The following is a 20,064-nucleotide window of genomic DNA, read 5'->3' as shown; positions in this document are numbered from 1 at the left end:
CGTCCTTAAATACTAGTCATTCCAAGCCTAGGCCTCAAGTAGGATATTCAATTTGAAAAATTATCATTTTTTTTCGATTCAGTGCTTGCATTGTTCATCGCTTTTGATTAGGTTCCCGATCCGCAGCCAATGACACATTGCTGCAACAATTCAAAAGGTTGTCAAACCTTCAGGATGCACCGGTAGCTCAGCTGGATAGAGCACTAGACTACGAATCTAGGGGTCGGGAGTTCGAATCTTCCCCGGTGCGCCATTTCCCCCAAAAGAAAACAATCCAAGAAGCCGACAGAGTATTGTGTTTCGTACACTTTATGAACTGCCTGCATGTCGTGGAGAGCTGACCTGCTAACATATTTTGGTTAGCTACGTTTTTGTAAGATAATTTTATTGAGTATTTCAGTAAGTGTTTCGGCTTCCAAGTTGGTTAATCTAGAGCCGATTGAACGCTGTACGGCGGAGGAATACACTGGCCACATATCTTGTCTAAGTGTTCTTCCCTTGTCTGTTAATTCAACAATTTGACTCCTTTTGTCGTCGGGGCACTGGCGGCGTGCAATCAATCCATTTGCTTCCATTTTTGAAGCTAGTCTGGAGATCCCATATTGGGCAATGAGAAGTTTTTTCTCCAGCTCAATAAGACGCAGGCCCGAAGGGGAGACTTTTTCCAGTTCCAACAACACATCATACCAATTGAGAGGAGGGAAATTTGCCTCTTTTAACGCGGTTTCCACCGTATTCATCGCTGTTTGATACGCCCTCACGAGAGATACCCATGAAGAGACGCTTTGTTCATTAGGCTTATTTTGCATGAGTCACTCTAACATTACATGCATCTGCATGGAAGTTGACAATGCATGCAAATGCATGTAAATACCAAATTCACGTCAAAAAATGGAGAGTGGTACTATGGGTGAACAGTTGACTTTAGTTTCTCATCATTTGTGCCCTTATGTTCAACGTGCGGCTATTTCTTTGGCTGAGAAGGGTGTTGATTTTGAACGGGCATATGTGGATTTATCAAATAAACCGGACTGGTTTTTGGGGGTTTCTCCACTTGGAAAAACACCAGTGTTGCAAGTTGGCAATTCTAGCGTCTTTGAATCCGCTGTAATACTTGAATACTTAGAAGATACTCAAGCGCCCAAGCTTCATCCCCACGAGCCTTTGCGGCGAGCAGATCATAGGGCTTGGATAGAGTACAGTTCCGCAATTCTGAACGATATCGCCGGTTTCTATAATGCGCCGGATGAAGAAGCTTTCCAAAAGAAAATTGGTGATTTAACTGACAAGTTCTCAAGGCTTAATAAAAGAGCGAAGGGAGAGCCATGGTTTGATGGTGCTTCTTTTAGTTTGGTTGATGCCGCATTTGGGCCAGTATTTCGCTACTTTGACGTTTTCGATCAAATATCCCCATTTGTTCAGATAGATGGTTACGATCGTTTGAAAAACTGGAGACTACATTTGTCAAAACGTCCCTCTATTCAAAACTCAGTTCCCTCAGACTATGAAGATCGTCTGAAAGTGTTTTTGGTGGCTAGAAACTCCTTTTTGAGCACTTTAATCTAAATATATTTTCTCTCAGTTAGTGGCTCTATTCGGGACCCCAGATGCTTTAGGAGACATCACTTGCAAGCGTACCGTTTACGCCCTTTAGTTTTAGCTGTTTCATTTTCTGAGCAGCCTTTTCGGGTTTGTTGGTGATGATGGCATTGGTGATGAGATGAGTGGTGAAGCCGTTGTCGAGGGCGCCTTTGGCGGTTTCAGCAACGCAGTAGGCGCCATCTAGCCCTGCAATGTAGACATCCGTAACACCGTGGTCTCGCAGGACAGTCAGAATGTCAGAGCTGGCAAAAGCATCTTGCTTAGTCTTATCGACGATAATCCCGCCATTGGAATTGAGGCGTGGGTCGACCTCAACGCCCGGATTACCTTCTATTGTAATGCCGCCCAGCAAAAGTCGGCTGACCAGTCTTCCCAGAACACTTTTAAAAACCTGCCGAACAAAAATGACGGGTTGGCTCTTGCTCCTCCATTGTTCGGAGAGTTGGTTAATCGTTGTAATCAAACTTTCAACGTCTTTTTCAGGAAAAGGATAGGGTCCATTTGGATCTACATTGTCGATTTGCACATCAATGATGAGGAGAGCTGATTTACTCATCTGAGCCCCCTTCTGTTCTGTTGAGGTCTATAAAATGTTCGGTGAGAGTTTTGAGTGTGGTGTAGCTTGTCTGGACATCTTCAATCGGTATGAGCGATTGGAGGTTTTTCAACACGTCACCTTCTACAGATTTCAGTTCATGGAAAGCTCTTCGCCCTTTCTCACTTGGTTTAATGAGATATGAGCTTTTGTGTTTGGGGTTTTGTTCGCGGGTCACCAGGTTCGCCGCCAATAGGTCATTTACACTGCGCTGGATATATTGTCTCTCAACAAACAAGTGACGCGCAATGTCAGGAACGGATTGCGGGCCGCTTTCGACTAGGATCTCAAGGGTTGCTCTCATTCCAACAGAAAGACCTAGGTTACGGCTTTTTATTTCTACATGAGTGCCGATGTGCCGGACTGTAGGCCGGAGGAGTCTGATAACTTCGTATAACTGATCTTCATATTTTTGCATATTGACACCTCAGTTGTCGTTATTAACAGGTTATCAAAACGACAACTAAGGTGTCAATATGAATATGGCGCGGCGAAAAGATCCGCTGCGCCATAAGAGTATTCCCGTAAGGGAGTGATGTCAGGTTTATAAGCCTGACCACCAGTCTTCAAGTTCTGTTAAGTCCGGTGAAAGGCTGGCAGCTAAACCGCCGGTGAATTCCGTCCATTTTTGTTTTGCCGACATGGGAACTGCAACGATTACTGGTATACCGCCTGACATTGCAGACATGATGTCATCAGCGAGCCCTTCGCCAAGCTGCTCTCTTTCTCCAAATTTTTCTACAATTAGCAGGTCAACTGGTTTTGAAATTGCCCGCCGCAAAGCGATGCTGGACTCTGTGAGCACAGATCTATTGAGGCCGCAGCTACCTGCTGCAATATCCTCTTTGCTCGGCCTTACAATGGGGAAGCGCTCCTCAGTGTCGATTGCAACGGCATCTACGCCAATATTGGTGCCGTCTGTGTCGTATATTTGTTCTTGTAGGACACCACCGACGGAATACCCTTTGGCTTTTACAGCTTTCACAAAAGACGCCAGCGTGTTTTTGTCGCCCGATCCGGATGGATACAGCATGGCGGCCGCTTTGATGGAAATATCATTGGACATGTTAAACACCGAACAGAATAGAAGATTTCTACCTGTTATCATTCAGGTATTGTTAATACACCTAAATGATTTTGATCAATGCCGATGAATGGGGAGAATTTTCTCCTCTGAAACCTCCCCTTTAGCAACCGGATCCATGCGTGAGGACAAAATGGAAGGCTGAAAATCTGAAAAAATTCTGAGTTTCAGTATCTTGCCATTATTAAAACTGCAGATCTGCATCCAGTTTGCGGACCAATAATGCTCACTCAGTTTCAGATGACATTTCAGTTCCCCACGGGCAACGACCTTCCCTTTTTCAGAAACAAATTCTTCGAAATGTATTTTCACTTCATCAAGAAATTTATCCCACGCTTGAATAAAGTTCATCACACCTGCCTTGCCGACAAAAGTGGCGGAGTAGCTATCTGTGAACATCTGATTGCCCAGACACACATGTATTTCACAATCCTCGGTTATGTTGTCCAGATGTTCACTCGCCTTATTGTTGGCGAGATCGGTGAGGAACTGACGCAAAAGATGTGCTTCACCTTGCATGTGAACCTCCTCATTTTGTTTATATTACGCACCATAATTAGTAAATTAATATATTATTAAGTAATAATATAATGGTTTGGGAGGCAAAAGAAAAGGGTGTAGCTAGAAAATATTTATAGCTACACCCTTATTAGGTGATAAATGTTTGTGTACTTAGGAAGCGTTCTGCAAGGTTTGCCAAACACGTGCCGGGGTTGCAGGCATATCGATTTTGGTAATGCCACGATCTTCCATGGCATTGATAATTGCGTTGATGATAGCTGGGGGAGCCCCGATACAACCGGCTTCGCCACAGCCTTTTACGCCCATCGGATTCATCGTGCATGGTACTTCGATGGTCTCATATTGCATATCTAGTGGGATATTATCCGCGCGAGGCATTCCATAATCCATGAAGGAACCGGTAAGGAGCTGACCACTTTCGTCATAAACAACTCCTTCGGTGAGCGCTTGGCCAATACCTTGGCCGATGCCACCAATAACCTGATGACGGACAAGGGCTGGGTTAATGATAACGCCAAAATCATCAACGATGACATATTTCACCACATCGGTCTGACCCGTGTTTTCATCAATTTCGACTTCGACGATGTGACACCCGTTTGGATAGGTAAAAGCTTCCACAGTGAAGCTGGCTTCACTATCCAACCCTTCGGCGAGATTTTCAGGAAGCTGTCCTAATCCGCGCGCACGTTCAGCTACTTCCAGGATACCAATCTTACGGTCTGTTCCGGCGATCGAAAATTCACCTTCGCCGGCATTAAATTCAATATCCTGCGGGGCGGCTTCCAGGAAGTGACCGGCAAGTTGAGTGCCCTTATCGATCACTTCATCACTTGCCGCGTGAATGGCTGGGCCCTGAGTGGTGAGAGAGCGGGAGCCACCTGTGCCGCCGCCTGTTTTGATCTTGTCTGTGTCACCTTGAATAACGCGAATATTTTCAAAAGGCACCCCCAAACGGTCCGCAAGGACCTGCGCATAAGCCGTTGAATGGCCCTGACCAGAGGATTGAGTTCCTACTGCGAGAGTAACGATGCCATTCTCTTCAAAGCGAATAGTTGCCGTTTCTGTTGGGTTACCTGCTGTCGCCTCGATGTAGTAACACATACCAATACCGCGAAGTTTTCCGCTCGCTTCAGATGAAGCGCGGCGACTTGCAAAGCCATCCCAATCAGAATTTTCCAGCGCCTTATCCATCAGACGTTCAAATTCACCGCTGTCATATACGCAGCCTGTTGCCGTGGTGTACGGGATGGCGCTAGGAGCAATGAAGTTTTTACGGCGAATTTCTGCAGGTGAAATGGACAGTTCGCGGGCTGCGGCATCCATCAAGCGTTCAATGACGTAAATCGCTTCTGGACGACCCGCACCGCGGTAGGCGTCCACTGGTGTGGTATTGGTGAACACTCCTGTGCAGTTATAACGGATCATCGGAATATCATAGACACCCGGCAGCACTTTTACAGCCGCCATCGTTGGGATCATCGGGCCGAATGTGGAAAGATATGCACCAAGGTTGGCATTTGTTTCCACCTTCATGCCAAGGATCTTATTATCGGCATCAAAGGCAAGTGAGGCTGTGGTTGTATGGTCACGACCCTGCGTGTCGGACAGAAACGCGTCACTCCGCTCCCCAATCCATTTGATAGGACGGCCGAGCTTACGACTTGCCCAGACGGTGACCGCATATTCAGAATAGAAGAAAAGCTTCATGCCAAAGGCACCGCCTACATCAGGTGTGATCACCTGAACTTTTTCTTCTGGAATATGCAGGATGTGCGCTGCCAACAGGCCACGTAATACCCAGCCGCCCTGAGTTCCCATTCGGATGACCATTTTTTCGTCATCCGCATTCCAGTCTGCAATCAGCCCACGGGGTTCCATCGAGTTTACAATGACGCGGTTGTTTACAATATCCAGCGTTGTCACATGGGCCGCACCAGCGAAAACATCATCGATACTACCGTCTGAACAGTGTTCCCAATTAAACGCTGTGTTATTGGCTGCGCCCTCGTGCAGTTGGGGTTGACCTGCGGCGTTGGCCCCAGACGTAGACGTAACGGCATCTTCCTCGTCAATATCGACATAGATCAATTCCGCTGCGTCTTTCGCCGCGTTCAAGCTTTCTGCGATCACAAAGGCAATATTGTCACCAACATATCGCACCTTATCTGTTGTCATAACAGGATGACCGGGATCAGCACGGTTGCTACCGTCTTTGTTTTTAAGCGGGATCATGCAAGGGCGGATGTTGGCATTGTCGGCTTCCAATTCTGCCCCTGTGATAATATCTACAACACCTGGCGCAGATTTCGCGTCTTCCAAATCAATCGACAGGATTTTGCCATGCGCAACAGGGGAGCGCAGCATGTAGCCATAAAGCTGCCCTGGTAAATTAATGTCATCCGTATATTCACCGGATCCGGTAATTAACCGCTGATCTTCCACCCGGTTTACAGACTGATTTACACCAAATTTCACCATATCTACGTCCCATTCATTCGTTATTTTAAGGGATTAAGAACCCCAATCGGTAGATGCGCCCCAACAGATTTTGCCGTTATGTTTTTGGCTGCTCCCACAATATGCCATTTTCAGCAAAATCAGATATTTCTTTTTCACTATATCCAATTTCCGACAGGATGTCGCGACCGTTTGCGCCAAATCCAGGAGGAATGGATCTAACACTGCCGGGGGTACGGCTGAGTTTAATGGCAACGCCGGTTCCCTGATACCCATCTTTCTCAACCACCATTTCACGATGTTTTGTATGAGGGTGTGAAAGGGCTTCGGGAACGGACATCGCGGCACCAGCTGGAACACCAGCATCTAATAGTTCGGTCGCAAAAGACACGCCGTCTTTGTCAGACAATAGTTTTGCCAAAACATCATTTAATTCTTGGCGATGCGCAAGGCGCGCACTGTTATCAATAAACCGCTCTTCCTCAGCGATTTCAGGGTAGCCCAACGCCGTACAGAGTTTTCTGAACTGACCGTTATTTCCAATCCCAAGGAAAATCGGTGTGCCTGCTGTTTCATATAAATCGTAAGGCGCAATGTTCGGATGGGAATTGCCCGTCAAAACCGGCGCTTTCCCGCTCATCAGATTGTTAGCCGCATGCGGGTGCTGAAGCTGGATGCCTGTATCATACAAAGAAACTTCAACAGATTGACCTTTTCCAGAAGTGTGGCGTTCATTTACCGCCATCAGAATGCCAATCACGGCGTTCATGCCAGTGCCAAGATCAACGAGGGGGATACCAACACGAACAGGACCAGATTCTGGCGATCCGTTTACGCTGATTAGCCCTGCCCATGCCTGAATGACAGCGTCATATCCTGGAAAGCCTCCAAAGGGGCCATCACCGCCAAATCCGGTTACGCGACAATGGATAAGACGCGGGAATTTCTGGGAGAGAACGTCATCATAGCCAAGGCCCCACTTTTCCATGGAACCTGTCTTGAAATTTTCAACAATAATGTCGGCATCTTCCAGAAGTTTGAGGAGAATCTCCTGACCTTGTTCACTTCGAATGTCCAAAGCGATGGAGCGTTTATTTCTGTTGGCTCCTGAGAAGTAAGCTGAAATCCCATGTTCATTGAACGGAGGGCCCCAAGTGCGTGTTTCATCACCTTGGGGCGGCTCGATTTTAATGACCTCTGCGCCATGATCCGCAAGGATTTGAGTGCAGAAAGGTCCGCCAAGTACGCGGGAGAGATCAATTACTTTCAACCCTTGGAGGGCAGTCTTTGAAGCCATTACAGGAATACTTTCAGAAATCGGGGTCTTCGTTGTTAGTTGTTGGCCTTCAGGCGGCAAGCACCGTGTCGGCAAAGTGAGGATAAACTTCCTTCAACGTTGGGGCAACCTTTGCCATAAGAAGATGCATCATCTCTTCCGAAGGTAAAGGTGTTGTCTGCGTCTCTTTGTCATAATCGAACTCAAATCCGGTGTTGTCCAAAATATCTTCGAGCGAACTGCCGGGGTGGATATGAGTAAGTTTGAAACATTGCTTTTCCTTATCAAAAAGGAAAAAGGCTTTGGTGGTCAGAAGACCATAAGGTCCCCCTTTTCGGTAAGTGTCAGGCTCACTAACGCCCGGCGCACTTATAAATTCCACTTTATCGACCAGAACCCGTTTTGAATGTTCCTCGCGGAATAGAATGACCTTTGGGACCAGCATGTAAAGATACGCAGAGCCAAAGGTGCCGGGCCATCTGGGCGTGTTGTAGGGGTATTCCCCCCGTCCCATCAGGTTGATATTTGCAGATCCGTCTATCTGACCGCCACCAAGGAAGAAAGCGTCAATGCGACCTTGTGCGGCGCAGTCAAACAGTTCCTGCGCGCCATTTGTGAAAAAGTTGTTTTTCACCGATCCCAGAATATTGATGTGTCGAGGAGATCCCCACATTTCTTTCGCTAGGAGTGCAGCGGCCCCCGGTATAGGTGAGGAGGCGCCGACAGCCACATGATTGCAGTCACTCAGAAGGCCTGCAATAAAAGAGATCAGTAGTTTTTTGTTTTCTATGTCGCTCATGACGCGCTCCCTGATCCAAAAACATACTCGGCTAAATACTCCTGAAGAGTGGAGTCGTTTCGGCTCATATCTTTAAACAGGCGGAGATGATCACTGTCTTCACCATCTCCCTGCCAGAAGCCTAGCGGCCAGGATCCTTTCGAAACGTGTGCAATGCCGCCCACGTAAAGTGCGGGCAAAGTACCTGCCGCAGTGGTTTCATCCTCCAGCAGGTTTGTCTCCGATATTTCTTCAACCGTCACCAAGGCCGTCTTGGAGGCCTGCGCCATATTGATGAGTTCTCTTCGGCGACCAACCCATATGTTGCCCTCTCGATCGGCAAGGGGGGCATGGAAAAGGCTCACATCTGGTTGGATTGCCGGAATGGCGACAACGGGATCATTACTATCTGAAAACGGGTTTTGAATAACTTTCCAATCAGGGTGATGATTGACAATATCGCTGCCAATGATACCGCGGAGCGTCGCAAAAGGTGCCCCTTTTTGTGACGCCTGCAATGCCGCATGAATAGCCGGACAGGTAGCGTCAACGATATGGATTGTACCTTCCTTGATGGCATTATTGAAACAATAGGGGGGATTATGCTCCCCAAGCGTCAAAGCTGAGCTTTCATAGGTTTTAACACACCCTGCCGCGATAAGTAGTTCGGATTGAAAGCCGCTGGTTGGGACACCCACAATATGCAGATCTTTGACGCCTCGTCTGATGAGTGCCCGGGTTGCCGCCATCGCAATGCCTGCGTAATCCGCCGGAACGGCGAGCTTTGCACCGTCGGGTATCTTGGCTGCAATTTCTTCTAATGTCACAAACATGTTCTTATTATCCTCTGTTTTGTGATCCGGCTTTGCGCAAAGTCGGTATTAGCAAAATCGGTAAGCCTCCGATCAGCATACAGGTTCCAGCATAGGCAAAAGCAGCACCGTAACTCTGAGTGATATCAAAAATAAAGCCGCTCATAAAGGAGCCAATGGCAATACCGACACCGCCCCCTACCGAGATACTTCCGTAAATGACACCAAAATTCCGCCCTTTGAACAAACGGCTGGCAAGAGATCCTGCAATAGGGGCTCTGGTTCCTGCGGTCAGTCCAAAGAAGATAATAAAGGCATAAAGGAAAAACCGATTTTCGCCCCCGTCAAACAGCCACAAACTGGCTATAGCGATGGCGGTGAAAATATGGGTAGAGTATCCGATGACAATGATATTGAAACGCGTCAACAGATAGCCGCAGAAGATCATTCCTGGCGGAACAAGTATCCCGGTTAAGCCAAGATTAAAGGAAGCCTCAAGAGGTGCTAAGCCTCGATGGATGAGATAGGAAACGCTTTGGAATAAAGTTCCGTAAGTTCCATTGGCTGTAAAGAAGAAGACCCCACTCAATCCCCAGAAAGCAGGTGTTTTGATAGCCTCTTTCAGGGTGATGTCGCGGGTTTGGTGGAGAGTGTGATCAGAAGAACTGGTCGTATTTTTGCTTAGTCCGGATGACAGTTTCTTCCATGGCAAAAGCCACAAAACACACATTGTGGCGAGGATGCCGAGGCCAAGATAAATTTCAGCATCTCTCCAGCCGAGCTTCGTGATCAAAAACTGTGATGCGGATAGGCCGACGAAACTTCCTGCGCCATACGCTGAGAAGATGATTGACAGAGCGAGGGGGAGTTTTGCATCAAACCATCTGGATATTAACGTTGAATTTGGAACATTGCCACAAAGTGCCGCTGACAGCCCCACCATCAAGCCAAGACCCGCATACATATGCCAAAGCTCACTGCCAAAACCGGTTATGATCAGTCCGCTGCCCGCAAAGAAAAAACCGGTAGAAAAAACAATGACAGGGCCGAAGCGATCGAACATCCATCCGGCAAACGGACCCGTGATCCCATGGGTGAGGGCGCATAACGAAAAAATGGAGGCAATGGAACTGCGGGACCAACCAAATTCGCTTGAAAATTCAGGAACTAGGTTCGGGAAATGTTCCAGCAGCATTCGCCCAACGACACCAATGGCAAAGCAAATGATGAGGGCAAGCACTGACATGGTTGTAAATTCAGAATTGCGCGAGGCGAGCAAGATGATCTCCGGTCAAGGGGCGCGATGAGCGGGATTTTTATTGATTTTGTTACCCCAAGAAGCCTCAAGTTTATCAGCTTGCAGCGATTTTGCCAAATACCTTGCCGATAGGGTCAGTCTTTTCTGAAGATTGCTGAGGCCAGCCAACCCGCAAATAGTGCAAGGATAATTGCCAAAATTCCGTGGATCGCCGGGTATTGCTGAGCGAAGTCGTATATGCGCCGACCCAATCCAAATTTTTTGATAAATAAGGGGGAAGTTTGGGCGCTAATCAGTTCGCCATCTTCAAAGAAATATACTTCAGAGACATAGTTGCCCACGGGTACATTTGCCGGAAAATAGACAGAAGATCGGAAAAGCTGATTACCAAGAAACTGAACACCTTTTTCATTCTGTACAAAGAGATTTTCCTGCTTTCTCTGACGAACAACGGCCTCTGCATATTCATCATTTGGTTTTAGAGTTTGTTTGCTCTCAAGATTCAGTCTGTCGGGCCCGATTTTAAGCCTTCTTAAAGTGCTTTCGTCAGAGATTTCCATAACGGGACGATTGCTAAGCATGGCGTAAAAGCCAGGTGCGGCTTGAATATCTAAAGATTGGGTGTTAGCCCAAATGCCGAGCACACGTTCCTTTTTACGAATGAGTAGGTCTTTCAAAGGGCCGCGAACCACAACGATAATATCTCCATGTCGAGACGGGTTGTTTTCTCTAATGGATTCAATTTTTCCAAACAGCAGAAGCTCGGTGCCGGTAAAATCAGATGTCACCGAGATTAAATGAGAGGAAATATCGGTGACGAGGGATTGGTCTGCCTTGGCTAAGCTAAAACTACTGATGATCAATGCGCTTAACGACAGTATGAAGAGGATGGCTTTCTTCATGATCTTATCTTTCGTTTAGCAAGCCGATGGAATAGAGATCCTCCGGCGTCAAGACAAGATCAAGGAACAGTTTGCCGCAGACGAGAAGCACGATCGCTGCGAGCAGTGAGCGGAGCTGCTCACCTCTTAATCGTGCACCGATACGTGTTCCGAACTGAGCTCCTACAACTGCGCTGCTCATCAAGAGGAGCGCAAGCATAACATCAACGGTCTGAGTTGCGATGGAGTGCAGAAGGGTCACATTTGCAGTGACAAAAATGATCTGGAATAAAGAAGTGCCGATCACGACAGATGTTGGCATTCCAAGCAGATAGATCATGGCGGGGACCATGATAAAACCGCCCCCCACCCCCATGATGGCGGACAAAATGCCAACCAGAAATCCAAGGCCGATGGGCATCAGGGCGCTGATGTATAGCTTGGATTTGCGAAACCGCATTTTAAACGGGAGGCCGTGAATCCAATAATGCTGGTGTAGTTTCTTTCGGGGTGCGTTTCCTTTTCGGCTTCGAAGAAGCGCCCCAACGCTTTCTACAAGCATCAACCCGCCGATAACACCCAGGAAAATCACGTAAGAGAGGGAAATGATGAGGTCGATCTGGCCTGCAGATTTCAGAAGCGTAAAAATCCAGGTGCCAAAGCCTGATCCGATAACACCGCCAACCAACAAGACGGTACCCATCTTAAAATCAACATTGCCACGCCTCCAATGTGCAAGGACACCGGATACGCTGGCGGCAACCAATTGATTGGCACCGGTCGCCACGGCAACTGCAGGCGGGATGCCGGTAAAGATGAGTAGCGGGGTCATTAGAAACCCCCCGCCAACGCCAAACAGTCCGGATAAAAAGCCCACAGCCCCACCCATGCCAAGTATCAGGAAAAGATTCACTGAAATCTCGGCGATAGGTAAATAAATAGGCATTCGGGCTCAATTTCCGGAAAAGGCAAATATAATTATATTTGCCTATACAATAAAATTGCCGTCAATGTAACAAGATCAAATAAAAAAAGAGTTGCGATAGTAAAAAATGATTACGCAGCCAGCTCTATTGATCTTAACAATTGCCTGATCTTATCGTCATACAGGGAATAAAAGATTGTCTGTGCGTCTCGACGCGTTGTGACAATGTCATCCCTGCGAAGCCTGCCTAAATGCTGAGAAAGGGCGGATTGGCTTATTTTAATCGTCCGCTCCAGCTGCCCGACAGACATTTCCTGTTCAGATAGACAGGCCAGAATTTCCAGCCTGCGTTGATTTCCCATAGATTTAAGGATTTTACTGGCTTTACCCAGTGAGTCAGTGAGGCCAGAAAAGTCCCGACCGGTAGTGGATTCATTTCCCATATCAAGTACCTCCCCCCAGATGGCACAAAATGTAAAACAACTAAATATACTTTCGCCCGAAGGCATATGTCGGCATTCCGACAAAAATGATCGCCCCGTATAGCACCTCTACTAAAGATCGATCAGAGCTTTATATAGAAGTTATAAGCCTACATGGTTATGTCAGCTTATTGATTCGCTAGCGCGAGAGTATACCAAAAAATGTTGATAATGCACCTGAATATTAACTGTATTGGTTAAAAAGTGAATTCTATTCATGCTTCTTTCTGGAATGTGAAGTTGACGTTTACGTAAACGTCAATTAGAATGCTGTTTATTGATGTTGCCCGGCATGGGGAGATGATGGAAGCAATAACTTATTCCATAACCGATCTCGCAGAAGAGTTCGAAGTAACTTCTAGAACGATTAGGTTCTATGAAGATAAGGGCCTGATTGCACCAGAACGTCAGGGTTTGACGCGTGTCTATTCCAGAGGGGATCGCGCGCGATTGAAGCTTATCCTGAGAGGGCGTCGCCTTGGGTTTAGTTTGCAGGAGATCAAGAAGATGATTGATCTGTACGATCCGGGTGAAGAGCCAATGGAGCAACTGAAATATACATTGCAGAAATGTAATGATCAGTTGGAAAAGCTCTTGGTGCAGCGCAAAGACATTAATGATGCAATCGAAGAGCTTGAGGCCGGAATTGCGGATTTGAAAGATTATCTGGAAGCCCGCGTTTCAGGGGAAATACCAGAAGGTAAAAAGTTAGCTTAATCCCATAAATTTAAACCAATCGGTAAATCAGATTTGGCGCGTTCTATTTTGTATTAATAAACCTTGCCAGAGGAAAATTTGAAAGGAAACTGGATCATGAAAAACGTGGTCATCGCAGGATACAGTCGTTCTCCGTTCACACTCGCGAATAAAGGAGAGCTGATAAAAGTACGTCCTGACGAACTAACAGGTCAGGTTGTTAAAGGGCTTGTTGAAAAAACTGGTGTGAATGTCGAAGATATCGAAGATGTGATCATCGGCAGTGCTTTTCCAGAAGCAGAGCAGGGGTTGAACGTTGCCCGTATCATTAGTTTCCTGGCCGGTATTCCAAAAACAGCGGCGGCAACGACAGTAAACCGTTTCTGCGGCTCTTCCATGCAGGCCATTCACATGGCGGCCGGTGCGATCCAGATGGGTGCAGGCGATGTGTTTATTTGTGGTGGTATTGAAAGCATGACACGTGTGCCAATGGGCGGATTTAACCCAGCACCGCACCCACGTCTTTATAAAGAATACCCAGAAGCCTATGTTTCCATGGGTATCACAGCCGAAAACCTTGCGAAGCAGTACAATATTTCTCGTCAAGAACAGGAAGAGATGGCTGTTGAAAGCCATGCTCGCGCTGCTGCCGCTCGCGCCGCTGGCAAGTTCGATGACGAAATCATTCCAATTGTTGATGGCAACAAACGTATTGAGCAAGACGGTTGTATTCGCCCTGAAACAACAATGGAAACGCTTGCAGGTCTGAACCCAGCATTTGATGCAGCGGGCACAGTCACTGCGGCGACATCTTCACCGCTTACTGACGGTGCGTCTGCAACACTGATCTGTTCTGAAGAATATGCTGATGCAAATGGCCTGAACAAAATGGCACGCATTAAGTCTATCGCGGTTGCCGGTTGTGCGCCTGAAATCATGGGTATTGGTCCAGTTCCTGCGACAGAAAAAGCGCTGGCACGTGCTGGCTTAAAACTGTCTGATATTGACATTATCGAGCTGAACGAAGCTTTTGCAGCGCAGTCACTGGCTGTCCTGAAAGAAGCTGGCATGAGTTACGACAATACAAATATTGATGGTGGCGCGATTGCTATGGGTCACCCAATGGGTGCCACAGGCGCGCGTATCACAGGTAAAGTTGCTAGCCTTCTGCAGCGTGAAGGTAAGTCCTTGGGTCTTGCAACACAGTGTATCGGTGGCGGTCAGGGTATCGCAACTGTTCTGGAGGCCTGCTAATCATGGCCATTCAGAAAGTAGCCGTTATCGGCGCAGGTGTCATGGGGGCGGCGATCGCCGCACATGTCACCAACGCAGGATATGACGCTGTTCTTCTGGATATTGTCCCAGAAGGCGCAGATAACCGGAATATGTTGGCAGAAGGCGCGGTGAAAACCATGCTGAAAACCAAACCTGCACCGTTCACGCACAAGAAAAATGCACGTCGCATTACGACAGGTAACCTGGAAGACAATCTGGATCTGGTATCCGATTGCGACTGGATCGTGGAAGCGATTATTGAGCATCCGGGCCTGAAGCAGGATCTGTACAAGAAGCTTGATGGTGTTCGTAAAGCCGGCTCCATTGTGACGTCCAATACGTCTACCATTCCGCTCAAAACACTGATGGACGGAATGCCTGACAGCTTGCAAAAAGACTTTGCGATTACGCACTTCTTTAACCCACCTCGTTACATGCGTTTGTTTGAATTGGTTAAAGGCGAGCTGACACGCGATGACGCGATCGAAGAGCTTCGTGAATTTGCGGATAAAGCGTTGGGTAAGGAAGTTGTCGATTGTTACGACACACCAGGCTTTATCGGTAACCGTATCGGTATCTACTGGTCCTTCGTTGCCATGAAATCAGCCTTTGATCTTGGCCTTACCGTTGAAGAAGCAGATGCAGTTTGCGGTAAACCTATGGGTATTCCAAGCACAGGTATCTTTGGTCTTGGGGATCTCACTGGTATCGACCTTGGTCCGAAGGTGAACGCCAGCATGTTGAATGAACTGCCGGAAAGTGATCCTTTCTGTCAGGAATATGATGAAAATCATCCGCTGGTCTCCACGATTATGACAATGATCGATGAAGGTTACACAGGCCGTAAAGGCAAAGGTGGTTTTTATCGCATGAATAAAGAAGGCGGCCGCAAAGTTAAAGAGGCCCGCAATCTTAAGACAGGCGAATATGCAAAAGCAGAAAAACCAATGTTGAAATCTGTTCGTGCGGCGAAGAAAGGCCTTCGTGCCCTTCTGGAGGCTGATGATCAGGGATCAAAATATGCTTGGGAAATTCTGTCTCGCGTCATTTCATACTCTGCCAATCTGGTAGGGGAAATCTCAGACGATATTCTGGGTATCGATAGTGCCATGAAAACAGGTTACGCCTGGAAATATGGCCCGTTCGAGCAATTGAACCAGATGGGCAACCAGTATTTCATGGACCGCCTGAAAGCAGAAGGTAAGCCAGTTCCAGCCTTCCTTGAAAAAGTTGGCGATCGCCCGCTTTACAAAGAAGATGGAACGCAGAACCTGTACATGACGCTTGAAGGTGATTACGCCGAAATTCCAGTTGCCGAAGGTGCATGGATGTTGGCGGATATCAAGCGCGGTAAAGAACCTGTTGTTTCCAACAAAGGTGCCAGCATCTGGGATCTTGGTGACGGTGTTGCCTGTCTTGAAATTCACACCAAGATGAACAGCATTGATCAGGATGTTGTGAGCATGCTTCAGGAAGCAGTGAAGATCGATAAGAAAGGCTTCAAAGCCCTTGTCATCGGTAATGACGCTGACAACTTCTCTGTTGGTGCCAATGTTGGCGTGGTCCTGTTTGCTGCTAACGCCGCGATGTGGCCGGTGATTGAAAATTCCATCAGCGAAGGTCAAAATGCGCTGCTGAAATTGAAATACGCACCGTTCCCTGTTGTCGCGGCTCCTGCGGGTATGGCACTTGGTGGTGGCTGTGAGATTGTTTTGGCTGCGGATACTGTTCAAGCCCACTGTGAGAGCTATATGGGTCTTGTGGAAGTCGGTGTCGGTGTGTTGCCTGGTTTCGGCGGATGTAAAGAGCTTGTCGTGCGTGCTTTGTCCAACAAAAAACGTCCGGGCGGCGCTATGCCAGCGATTGCTTCTGTATTTGAAAACATTTCAACTGCGAAAGTGGCGACCAGCGCTGAAGAGTGCCGTGATATGCTGATCCTTCGTGAAGGTGATGAGATTACAATGAACCGTAAACGTGTTCTGGCTGATGCGAAAGCTAAAGCGCTTTCCATGGTTGATGGGTATGAGGCCCCTGAAATGGCCGAAGTATCCTTGCCGGGACCAACTGCGGCTGCAGCCTTCGATATGGCCGTACAGGGCTTTGTCACTATGGGCAAGGCAACTGAATATGATGCTGTTGTCAGCGGTGAAATTGCCAAAGTTCTGTCCGGTGGCGACACTGACATGACGGAAACGGTATCAGAGAAGAAACTTCTGCAGCTAGAGCAGCAAGGTTTCATGAACCTGATCCGCAATGAGAAAACACTGTTCCGGATTGAGCATATGCTGACAACCGGTAAGCCACTGCGTAATTAGGGAGAGACGAGATGCCAATTTATAACGCACCAGTTAAAGACATCAAATTTGTCCTTAATGACCTTCTGGGTCTGGACAAGATGACAAATATGCCAGGATTTGAGGATGCGACACCGGACATGGTGGATGCCATTCTTGAGGAAGGCTCCAAACTGATGAGAGATGTTATTCAGCCTCTCAATCAGGTGGGTGATACAGAAGGTTGTAAGTGGAATGACGGTGAAGTCACCACACCAACCGGATTTAAAGAAGCGTACCAAGCCTATTGCGAAGGTGGCTGGGGTGGTATCGATGTTCCAGAAGAATTTGGTGGTCAAGGCCTTCCTCATCTTCTGGGTGTCAGCCTCGCTGAAATGATGAGCTCCGCAAACATGGCTTTTGGCATGTATCCGGGCCTCACCCATGGTGCATCTGCTGCCATCCTGAAACACGGTACGCAGGAACAGAAAGAAACGTACCTTCCGAAAATGACCTCAGGTGAGTGGACAGGTACCATGAACCTGACCGAGCCACATTGTGGTACGGATCTTGGTCTGATGCGCACAAAAGCTGAACCTCAGGAAGATGGAAGCTACAAGGTTTCCGGCACCAAGATCTTCATCTCCGCCGGTGAGCATGACATGAGTGATAACATCATTCACTTGGTTCTTGCCAAAATCCCAGGTGGTCCAGAAGGCATTAAAGGTGTGTCATTGTTCATCGTTCCAAAATTTGTTTTGGATGAAAATGGAAACCCAGGCGCGCGTAATGGTGTATCCTGTGGTTCTATTGAGCACAAAATGGGTATCCACGGAAACTCAACTTGTGTGATGAACTACGACGAAGCAACAGGTTACCTGTTGGGTGATCCACACAAAGGCATGCGTGCCATGTTCACCATGATGAACGCGGCCCGTCTTGGCGTTGGTATTCAAGGCCTGTCACAGGCTGAAGTCGCTTATCAGAACGCAGTTGAATACACAAAAGATCGTATTCAGGGTCGTTCCATCACTGGTGTGAAAGCACCAGAAAAAGCAGCAGATCCGATTATCGTACATCCTGATATTCGCCGTAATCTTCTGATGTGTCGTGCGTTTTCTGAAGGGGCGCGTGCCCTTGGTCTTTGGGCAGCTCTTCAGGTGGATATGGTTGAAAAAGGCCAGACACAGGAAGAGCGTGACGCGGCAGATGAAGCCCTTGGTCTTCTGACACCAGTTATTAAAGCCTATTTCACTGACAAAGGTTTTGAGCTGGCAGCGGTTGCACAGCAATGTTTCGGTGGCCATGGTTACATCCACGAATGGGGGATGGAGCAGTTTGTTCGTGATGCCCGCATCACGCAGATTTATGAAGGTGCGAACGGTATTCAGGCACTGGATTTGGTGGGACGTAAAATACCATCCAACCTTGGTCGTTCACTCCGTCGTTTCTTCCACCCGGTAGATGCTTTCATTCAGGAAAATATGATGAACCCCGAAATGAAAGATTACATCATGCCACTGGCAAAAGCCTTTGCGAAACTGCAGCAGGCAACTGCCATGATCGGTGAAAAAGGAATGAAGAACCCGGATGAAGCAGGCGCAGCCTCAACTGAATATCTGCATATGTTCGGTTTGGTTGCCCTCGGTTACATGTGGGCTCAGATGGCGAAAATTGCCAAAGAGAAACTGGCTAATGGTGCAGAAGATAAAGAATTCTTCGAAACCAAACTAATCACAGCCCAGTTCTTCTTTGAGCGCATGATCCCGGATGTTTCCTCACTTCTGGTGAAAATGTCCGCTGGTTCTAAAACAATGATGGCATTGGACGCAGAAGCGTTCTAAGTCGGCCCTTGAAGAAAAAGCAATAATGGTCAACACTATTATTGCTTTTTCGTTTTTGGGCGGTATTTTTTTGTCAGTAAATTGACAAATTGTCAAAAAAGATAAAATAAACAAAATAAAACAATAAGTTAAGGGTTCTGGATAATGATTGAAAGAAACATCTTCGAGGAAGAGCACAATATCTTCCGGGAATCAGTGCGCAAATTCTACGACGAGCACATCATGCCGTATCACGCCCAGTGGGAAAAAGATGGGCAAATTAGTCGTGAGGCTTGGTTGGAAGCAGGCCGTCAGGGTCTTCTTTGTATGTCTATTCCAGATGAGTATGGCGGAGCAGGTGCAGACAAACTTTACAGTGTCATCATGATGGAAGAGCAGGCGCGCGCAGGGGCATCAGGTCCTGGTTTTAGTCTGCATTCTGAAATTGTTGCGCCTTACATCCTTAACTACGGAACAGAAGAGCAGAAGAAAAAATATCTGCCAAAGCTGGCCAGTGGTGAAATGATCGGTGCGATTGCCATGACTGAACCTGCCGCTGGTTCCGACCTTCAGGGCGTGAAAACACGCGCGATCAAAGATGGCGACGAATATGTGATCAATGGATCAAAAACCTTCATTACAAATGGGTATATGTGCGATCTGGTCATCGTTGTTGCGAAAACTGATCCTGAAGCCGGTGCAAAAGGAACAACCTTGTTCCTTGTTGAAACTGGAACCCCTGGTTTCGAGAAAGGCCGTAATCTAGATAAACTGGGCCTTAAAGCGCAAGATACTGCAGAGCTGTTCTTTGATGATGTTCGTGTGCCTGAAAGCGCGATCCTTGGTGGTGAAGGTAATGGCTTTATCTGCCTGATGCAGGAACTGGCTTGGGAACGCCTGCAGATTGCTATCGGTGCATGCGGCACAATGGAAGCGATCCTGGAAGAAACCATTGAATACACAAAAGACCGTTCCGCCTTTGGTCGCAATGTCATTCAGTTCCAGAACACCAAGTTCAAACTGGCGGAAGTGAAAACCGAAGTTCAGATCGCCCGTGTCTTTGTGGACCGGTGTATTGAAGAGCTGATGAAGGGTGAGCTTGCTGTTGATACAGCTGCCATGGCGAAATACTGGTGCTCCGACCTTGAAAATAAAGTCATTGATGAATGCTTGCAGCTTCACGGTGGCTACGGATTTATGTGGGAATATCGCGTTGCCCGTGCCTATGCCGACGCCCGTGTTCAGCGGATCTACGGCGGTACAAATGAAATCATGAAAGAAATTATCAGCCGTCAGCTATAAGCCGGCAGAGTGGAGGAAAT

Annotated in this window: 19 protein-coding genes and 1 tRNA gene; 7 read left to right on the top strand and 13 right to left on the bottom strand. The window is 47.5% G+C overall.

The features are described from left to right. Positions 1-176 precede the first annotated feature (176 nt). Positions 177-253, top strand: a tRNA-Arg gene (locus tag GUA87_RS00980). Positions 254-359: 106 nt separating this feature from the next. On the opposite strand, the gene GUA87_RS00975 is transcribed toward GUA87_RS00980, so the two are convergent. Then, positions 360-809, bottom strand: coding sequence for a MarR family winged helix-turn-helix transcriptional regulator (locus GUA87_RS00975; protein WP_193714665.1), 450 nt, complete (start codon positions 807-809; stop codon positions 360-362). A 97-nt stretch (positions 810-906) separates the two neighbouring features. Between GUA87_RS00975 and GUA87_RS00970 the strand changes: the two genes are divergently transcribed. Further along, a complete protein-coding gene (locus GUA87_RS00970; RefSeq protein ID WP_193714664.1) occupies positions 907-1,566 on the top strand; it encodes a glutathione S-transferase family protein in 660 nt (219 codons plus the stop codon). Between the two features lie 46 nt (positions 1,567-1,612). On the opposite strand, the gene GUA87_RS00965 is transcribed toward GUA87_RS00970, so the two are convergent. The 12 genes from GUA87_RS00965 to GUA87_RS00910 form a co-directional block, all read right to left on the bottom strand. Next, complete coding sequence (locus tag GUA87_RS00965; protein WP_193714663.1) at positions 1,613-2,158, bottom strand: cysteine hydrolase family protein; 546 nt, start codon at positions 2,156-2,158, stop codon at positions 1,613-1,615. Beyond that, complete coding sequence (locus GUA87_RS00960; protein ID WP_193714662.1) at positions 2,151-2,615, bottom strand: MarR family winged helix-turn-helix transcriptional regulator; 465 nt, start codon at positions 2,613-2,615, stop codon at positions 2,151-2,153. Before GUA87_RS00960 ends, GUA87_RS00965 begins: the two co-directional genes overlap by 8 nt. Before the next feature lie 126 nt (positions 2,616-2,741). Further along, complete coding sequence (locus GUA87_RS00955) at positions 2,742-3,263, bottom strand: DUF2478 domain-containing protein (RefSeq protein ID WP_193714661.1); 522 nt, start codon at positions 3,261-3,263, stop codon at positions 2,742-2,744. 75 nt (positions 3,264-3,338) lie between these two features. After that, the gene (locus GUA87_RS00950) at positions 3,339-3,800 is read right to left on the bottom strand and encodes a nuclear transport factor 2 family protein (protein ID WP_193714660.1); all 462 of its coding nucleotides are present in this window, start codon (positions 3,798-3,800) and stop codon (positions 3,339-3,341) included. A 153-nt stretch (positions 3,801-3,953) separates the two neighbouring features. Next, positions 3,954-6,284 carry a xanthine dehydrogenase family protein molybdopterin-binding subunit gene (locus GUA87_RS00945; RefSeq protein ID WP_193714659.1) on the bottom strand — a complete coding sequence of 777 codons (2,331 nt, stop codon included), beginning with the start codon at positions 6,282-6,284 and terminating at the stop codon, positions 3,954-3,956. 76 nt (positions 6,285-6,360) lie between these two features. Then, complete coding sequence (locus GUA87_RS00940; protein WP_193714658.1) at positions 6,361-7,560, bottom strand: CaiB/BaiF CoA transferase family protein; 1,200 nt, start codon at positions 7,558-7,560, stop codon at positions 6,361-6,363. A gap of 49 nt (positions 7,561-7,609) precedes the next feature. Continuing rightward, on the bottom strand, positions 7,610-8,338 hold the full coding sequence (locus GUA87_RS00935; protein ID WP_193714657.1) for a CoA-transferase: 729 nt from the start codon (positions 8,336-8,338) through the stop codon (positions 7,610-7,612). Beyond that, on the bottom strand, positions 8,335-9,150 hold the full coding sequence (locus tag GUA87_RS00930) for a CoA transferase subunit A (protein ID WP_193714656.1): 816 nt from the start codon (positions 9,148-9,150) through the stop codon (positions 8,335-8,337). The genes GUA87_RS00935 and GUA87_RS00930 overlap by 4 nt, the downstream gene beginning before the upstream one ends. Before the next feature lie 7 nt (positions 9,151-9,157). Further along, positions 9,158-10,408 (bottom strand): MFS transporter, encoded by a 1,251-nt coding sequence (locus tag GUA87_RS00925; RefSeq protein ID WP_193714655.1) that lies wholly within the window; start codon positions 10,406-10,408, stop codon positions 9,158-9,160. Positions 10,409-10,521: 113 nt separating this feature from the next. Next, the gene (locus GUA87_RS00920; RefSeq protein WP_193714654.1) at positions 10,522-11,289 is read right to left on the bottom strand and encodes a TIGR02186 family protein; all 768 of its coding nucleotides are present in this window, start codon (positions 11,287-11,289) and stop codon (positions 10,522-10,524) included. A 4-nt stretch (positions 11,290-11,293) separates the two neighbouring features. After that, the gene (locus tag GUA87_RS00915) at positions 11,294-12,214 is read right to left on the bottom strand and encodes a sulfite exporter TauE/SafE family protein (protein WP_193714653.1); all 921 of its coding nucleotides are present in this window, start codon (positions 12,212-12,214) and stop codon (positions 11,294-11,296) included. 110 nt (positions 12,215-12,324) lie between these two features. Then, positions 12,325-12,636 carry an ArsR/SmtB family transcription factor gene (locus tag GUA87_RS00910; RefSeq protein ID WP_193714652.1) on the bottom strand — a complete coding sequence of 104 codons (312 nt, stop codon included), beginning with the start codon at positions 12,634-12,636 and terminating at the stop codon, positions 12,325-12,327. A 306-nt stretch (positions 12,637-12,942) separates the two neighbouring features. Between GUA87_RS00910 and GUA87_RS00905 the strand changes: the two genes are divergently transcribed. The 5 genes from GUA87_RS00905 (at position 12,943) to GUA87_RS00885 (ending at position 20,044) form a co-directional block, all read left to right on the top strand. Then, the gene (locus GUA87_RS00905; protein ID WP_193714651.1) at positions 12,943-13,392 is read left to right on the top strand and encodes a MerR family transcriptional regulator; all 450 of its coding nucleotides are present in this window, start codon (positions 12,943-12,945) and stop codon (positions 13,390-13,392) included. Between the two features lie 96 nt (positions 13,393-13,488). Next, entirely contained in the window at positions 13,489-14,625 is a 1,137-nt protein-coding gene (locus GUA87_RS00900; RefSeq protein ID WP_193714650.1) for a thiolase family protein, read from the top strand. Between the two features lie 2 nt (positions 14,626-14,627). After that, on the top strand, positions 14,628-16,961 hold the full coding sequence (locus GUA87_RS00895; protein ID WP_193714649.1) for a 3-hydroxyacyl-CoA dehydrogenase/enoyl-CoA hydratase family protein: 2,334 nt from the start codon (positions 14,628-14,630) through the stop codon (positions 16,959-16,961). An 11-nt stretch (positions 16,962-16,972) separates the two neighbouring features. Next, positions 16,973-18,763 (top strand): acyl-CoA dehydrogenase C-terminal domain-containing protein, encoded by a 1,791-nt coding sequence (locus tag GUA87_RS00890; RefSeq protein WP_193714648.1) that lies wholly within the window; start codon positions 16,973-16,975, stop codon positions 18,761-18,763. Between the two features lie 144 nt (positions 18,764-18,907). After that, the gene (locus GUA87_RS00885) at positions 18,908-20,044 is read left to right on the top strand and encodes an acyl-CoA dehydrogenase family protein (RefSeq protein WP_193714647.1); all 1,137 of its coding nucleotides are present in this window, start codon (positions 18,908-18,910) and stop codon (positions 20,042-20,044) included. The last annotated feature ends 20 nt before the right edge of the window (positions 20,045-20,064 follow it).

Origin of the sequence: Sneathiella sp. P13V-1 (genome assembly GCF_015143595.1) — a bacterium.
In the GTDB taxonomy this organism is placed as follows: domain Bacteria; phylum Pseudomonadota; class Alphaproteobacteria; order Sneathiellales; family Sneathiellaceae; genus Sneathiella.
The sequence above is the reverse complement of the archived record's forward strand: the minus strand, read 5'-3'. Positions and strand labels throughout refer to the sequence as shown.

What these genes read in the sequence shown, in the direction of transcription:
- GUA87_RS00890 (WP_193714648.1), top strand. Translation starts at nt 16,973, where the DNA reads ATGCCAATTTATAACGCACCAGTTAAAGACATCAAATTTGTCCTTAAT.
- GUA87_RS00900 (WP_193714650.1), top strand. Translation starts at nt 13,489, where the DNA reads ATGAAAAACGTGGTCATCGCAGGATACAGTCGTTCTCCGTTCACACTC.
- GUA87_RS00930 (WP_193714656.1), bottom strand. Translation starts at nt 9,150, where the DNA reads ATGTTTGTGACATTAGAAGAAATTGCAGCCAAGATACCCGACGGTGCA.
- GUA87_RS00920 (WP_193714654.1), bottom strand. Translation starts at nt 11,289, where the DNA reads ATGAAGAAAGCCATCCTCTTCATACTGTCGTTAAGCGCATTGATCATC.
- GUA87_RS00970 (WP_193714664.1), top strand. Translation starts at nt 907, where the DNA reads ATGGGTGAACAGTTGACTTTAGTTTCTCATCATTTGTGCCCTTATGTT.
- GUA87_RS00950 (WP_193714660.1), bottom strand. Translation starts at nt 3,800, where the DNA reads ATGCAAGGTGAAGCACATCTTTTGCGTCAGTTCCTCACCGATCTCGCC.
- GUA87_RS00915 (WP_193714653.1), bottom strand. Translation starts at nt 12,214, where the DNA reads ATGCCTATTTATTTACCTATCGCCGAGATTTCAGTGAATCTTTTCCTG.
- GUA87_RS00945 (WP_193714659.1), bottom strand. Translation starts at nt 6,284, where the DNA reads ATGGTGAAATTTGGTGTAAATCAGTCTGTAAACCGGGTGGAAGATCAG.
- GUA87_RS00895 (WP_193714649.1), top strand. Translation starts at nt 14,628, where the DNA reads ATGGCCATTCAGAAAGTAGCCGTTATCGGCGCAGGTGTCATGGGGGCG.
- GUA87_RS00955 (WP_193714661.1), bottom strand. Translation starts at nt 3,263, where the DNA reads ATGTCCAATGATATTTCCATCAAAGCGGCCGCCATGCTGTATCCATCC.
- GUA87_RS00910 (WP_193714652.1), bottom strand. Translation starts at nt 12,636, where the DNA reads ATGGGAAATGAATCCACTACCGGTCGGGACTTTTCTGGCCTCACTGAC.
- GUA87_RS00975 (WP_193714665.1), bottom strand. Translation starts at nt 809, where the DNA reads ATGCAAAATAAGCCTAATGAACAAAGCGTCTCTTCATGGGTATCTCTC.
- GUA87_RS00940 (WP_193714658.1), bottom strand. Translation starts at nt 7,560, where the DNA reads ATGGCTTCAAAGACTGCCCTCCAAGGGTTGAAAGTAATTGATCTCTCC.
- GUA87_RS00960 (WP_193714662.1), bottom strand. Translation starts at nt 2,615, where the DNA reads ATGCAAAAATATGAAGATCAGTTATACGAAGTTATCAGACTCCTCCGG.
- GUA87_RS00935 (WP_193714657.1), bottom strand. Translation starts at nt 8,338, where the DNA reads ATGAGCGACATAGAAAACAAAAAACTACTGATCTCTTTTATTGCAGGC.
- GUA87_RS00885 (WP_193714647.1), top strand. Translation starts at nt 18,908, where the DNA reads ATGATTGAAAGAAACATCTTCGAGGAAGAGCACAATATCTTCCGGGAA.
- GUA87_RS00905 (WP_193714651.1), top strand. Translation starts at nt 12,943, where the DNA reads ATGCTGTTTATTGATGTTGCCCGGCATGGGGAGATGATGGAAGCAATA.
- GUA87_RS00965 (WP_193714663.1), bottom strand. Translation starts at nt 2,158, where the DNA reads ATGAGTAAATCAGCTCTCCTCATCATTGATGTGCAAATCGACAATGTA.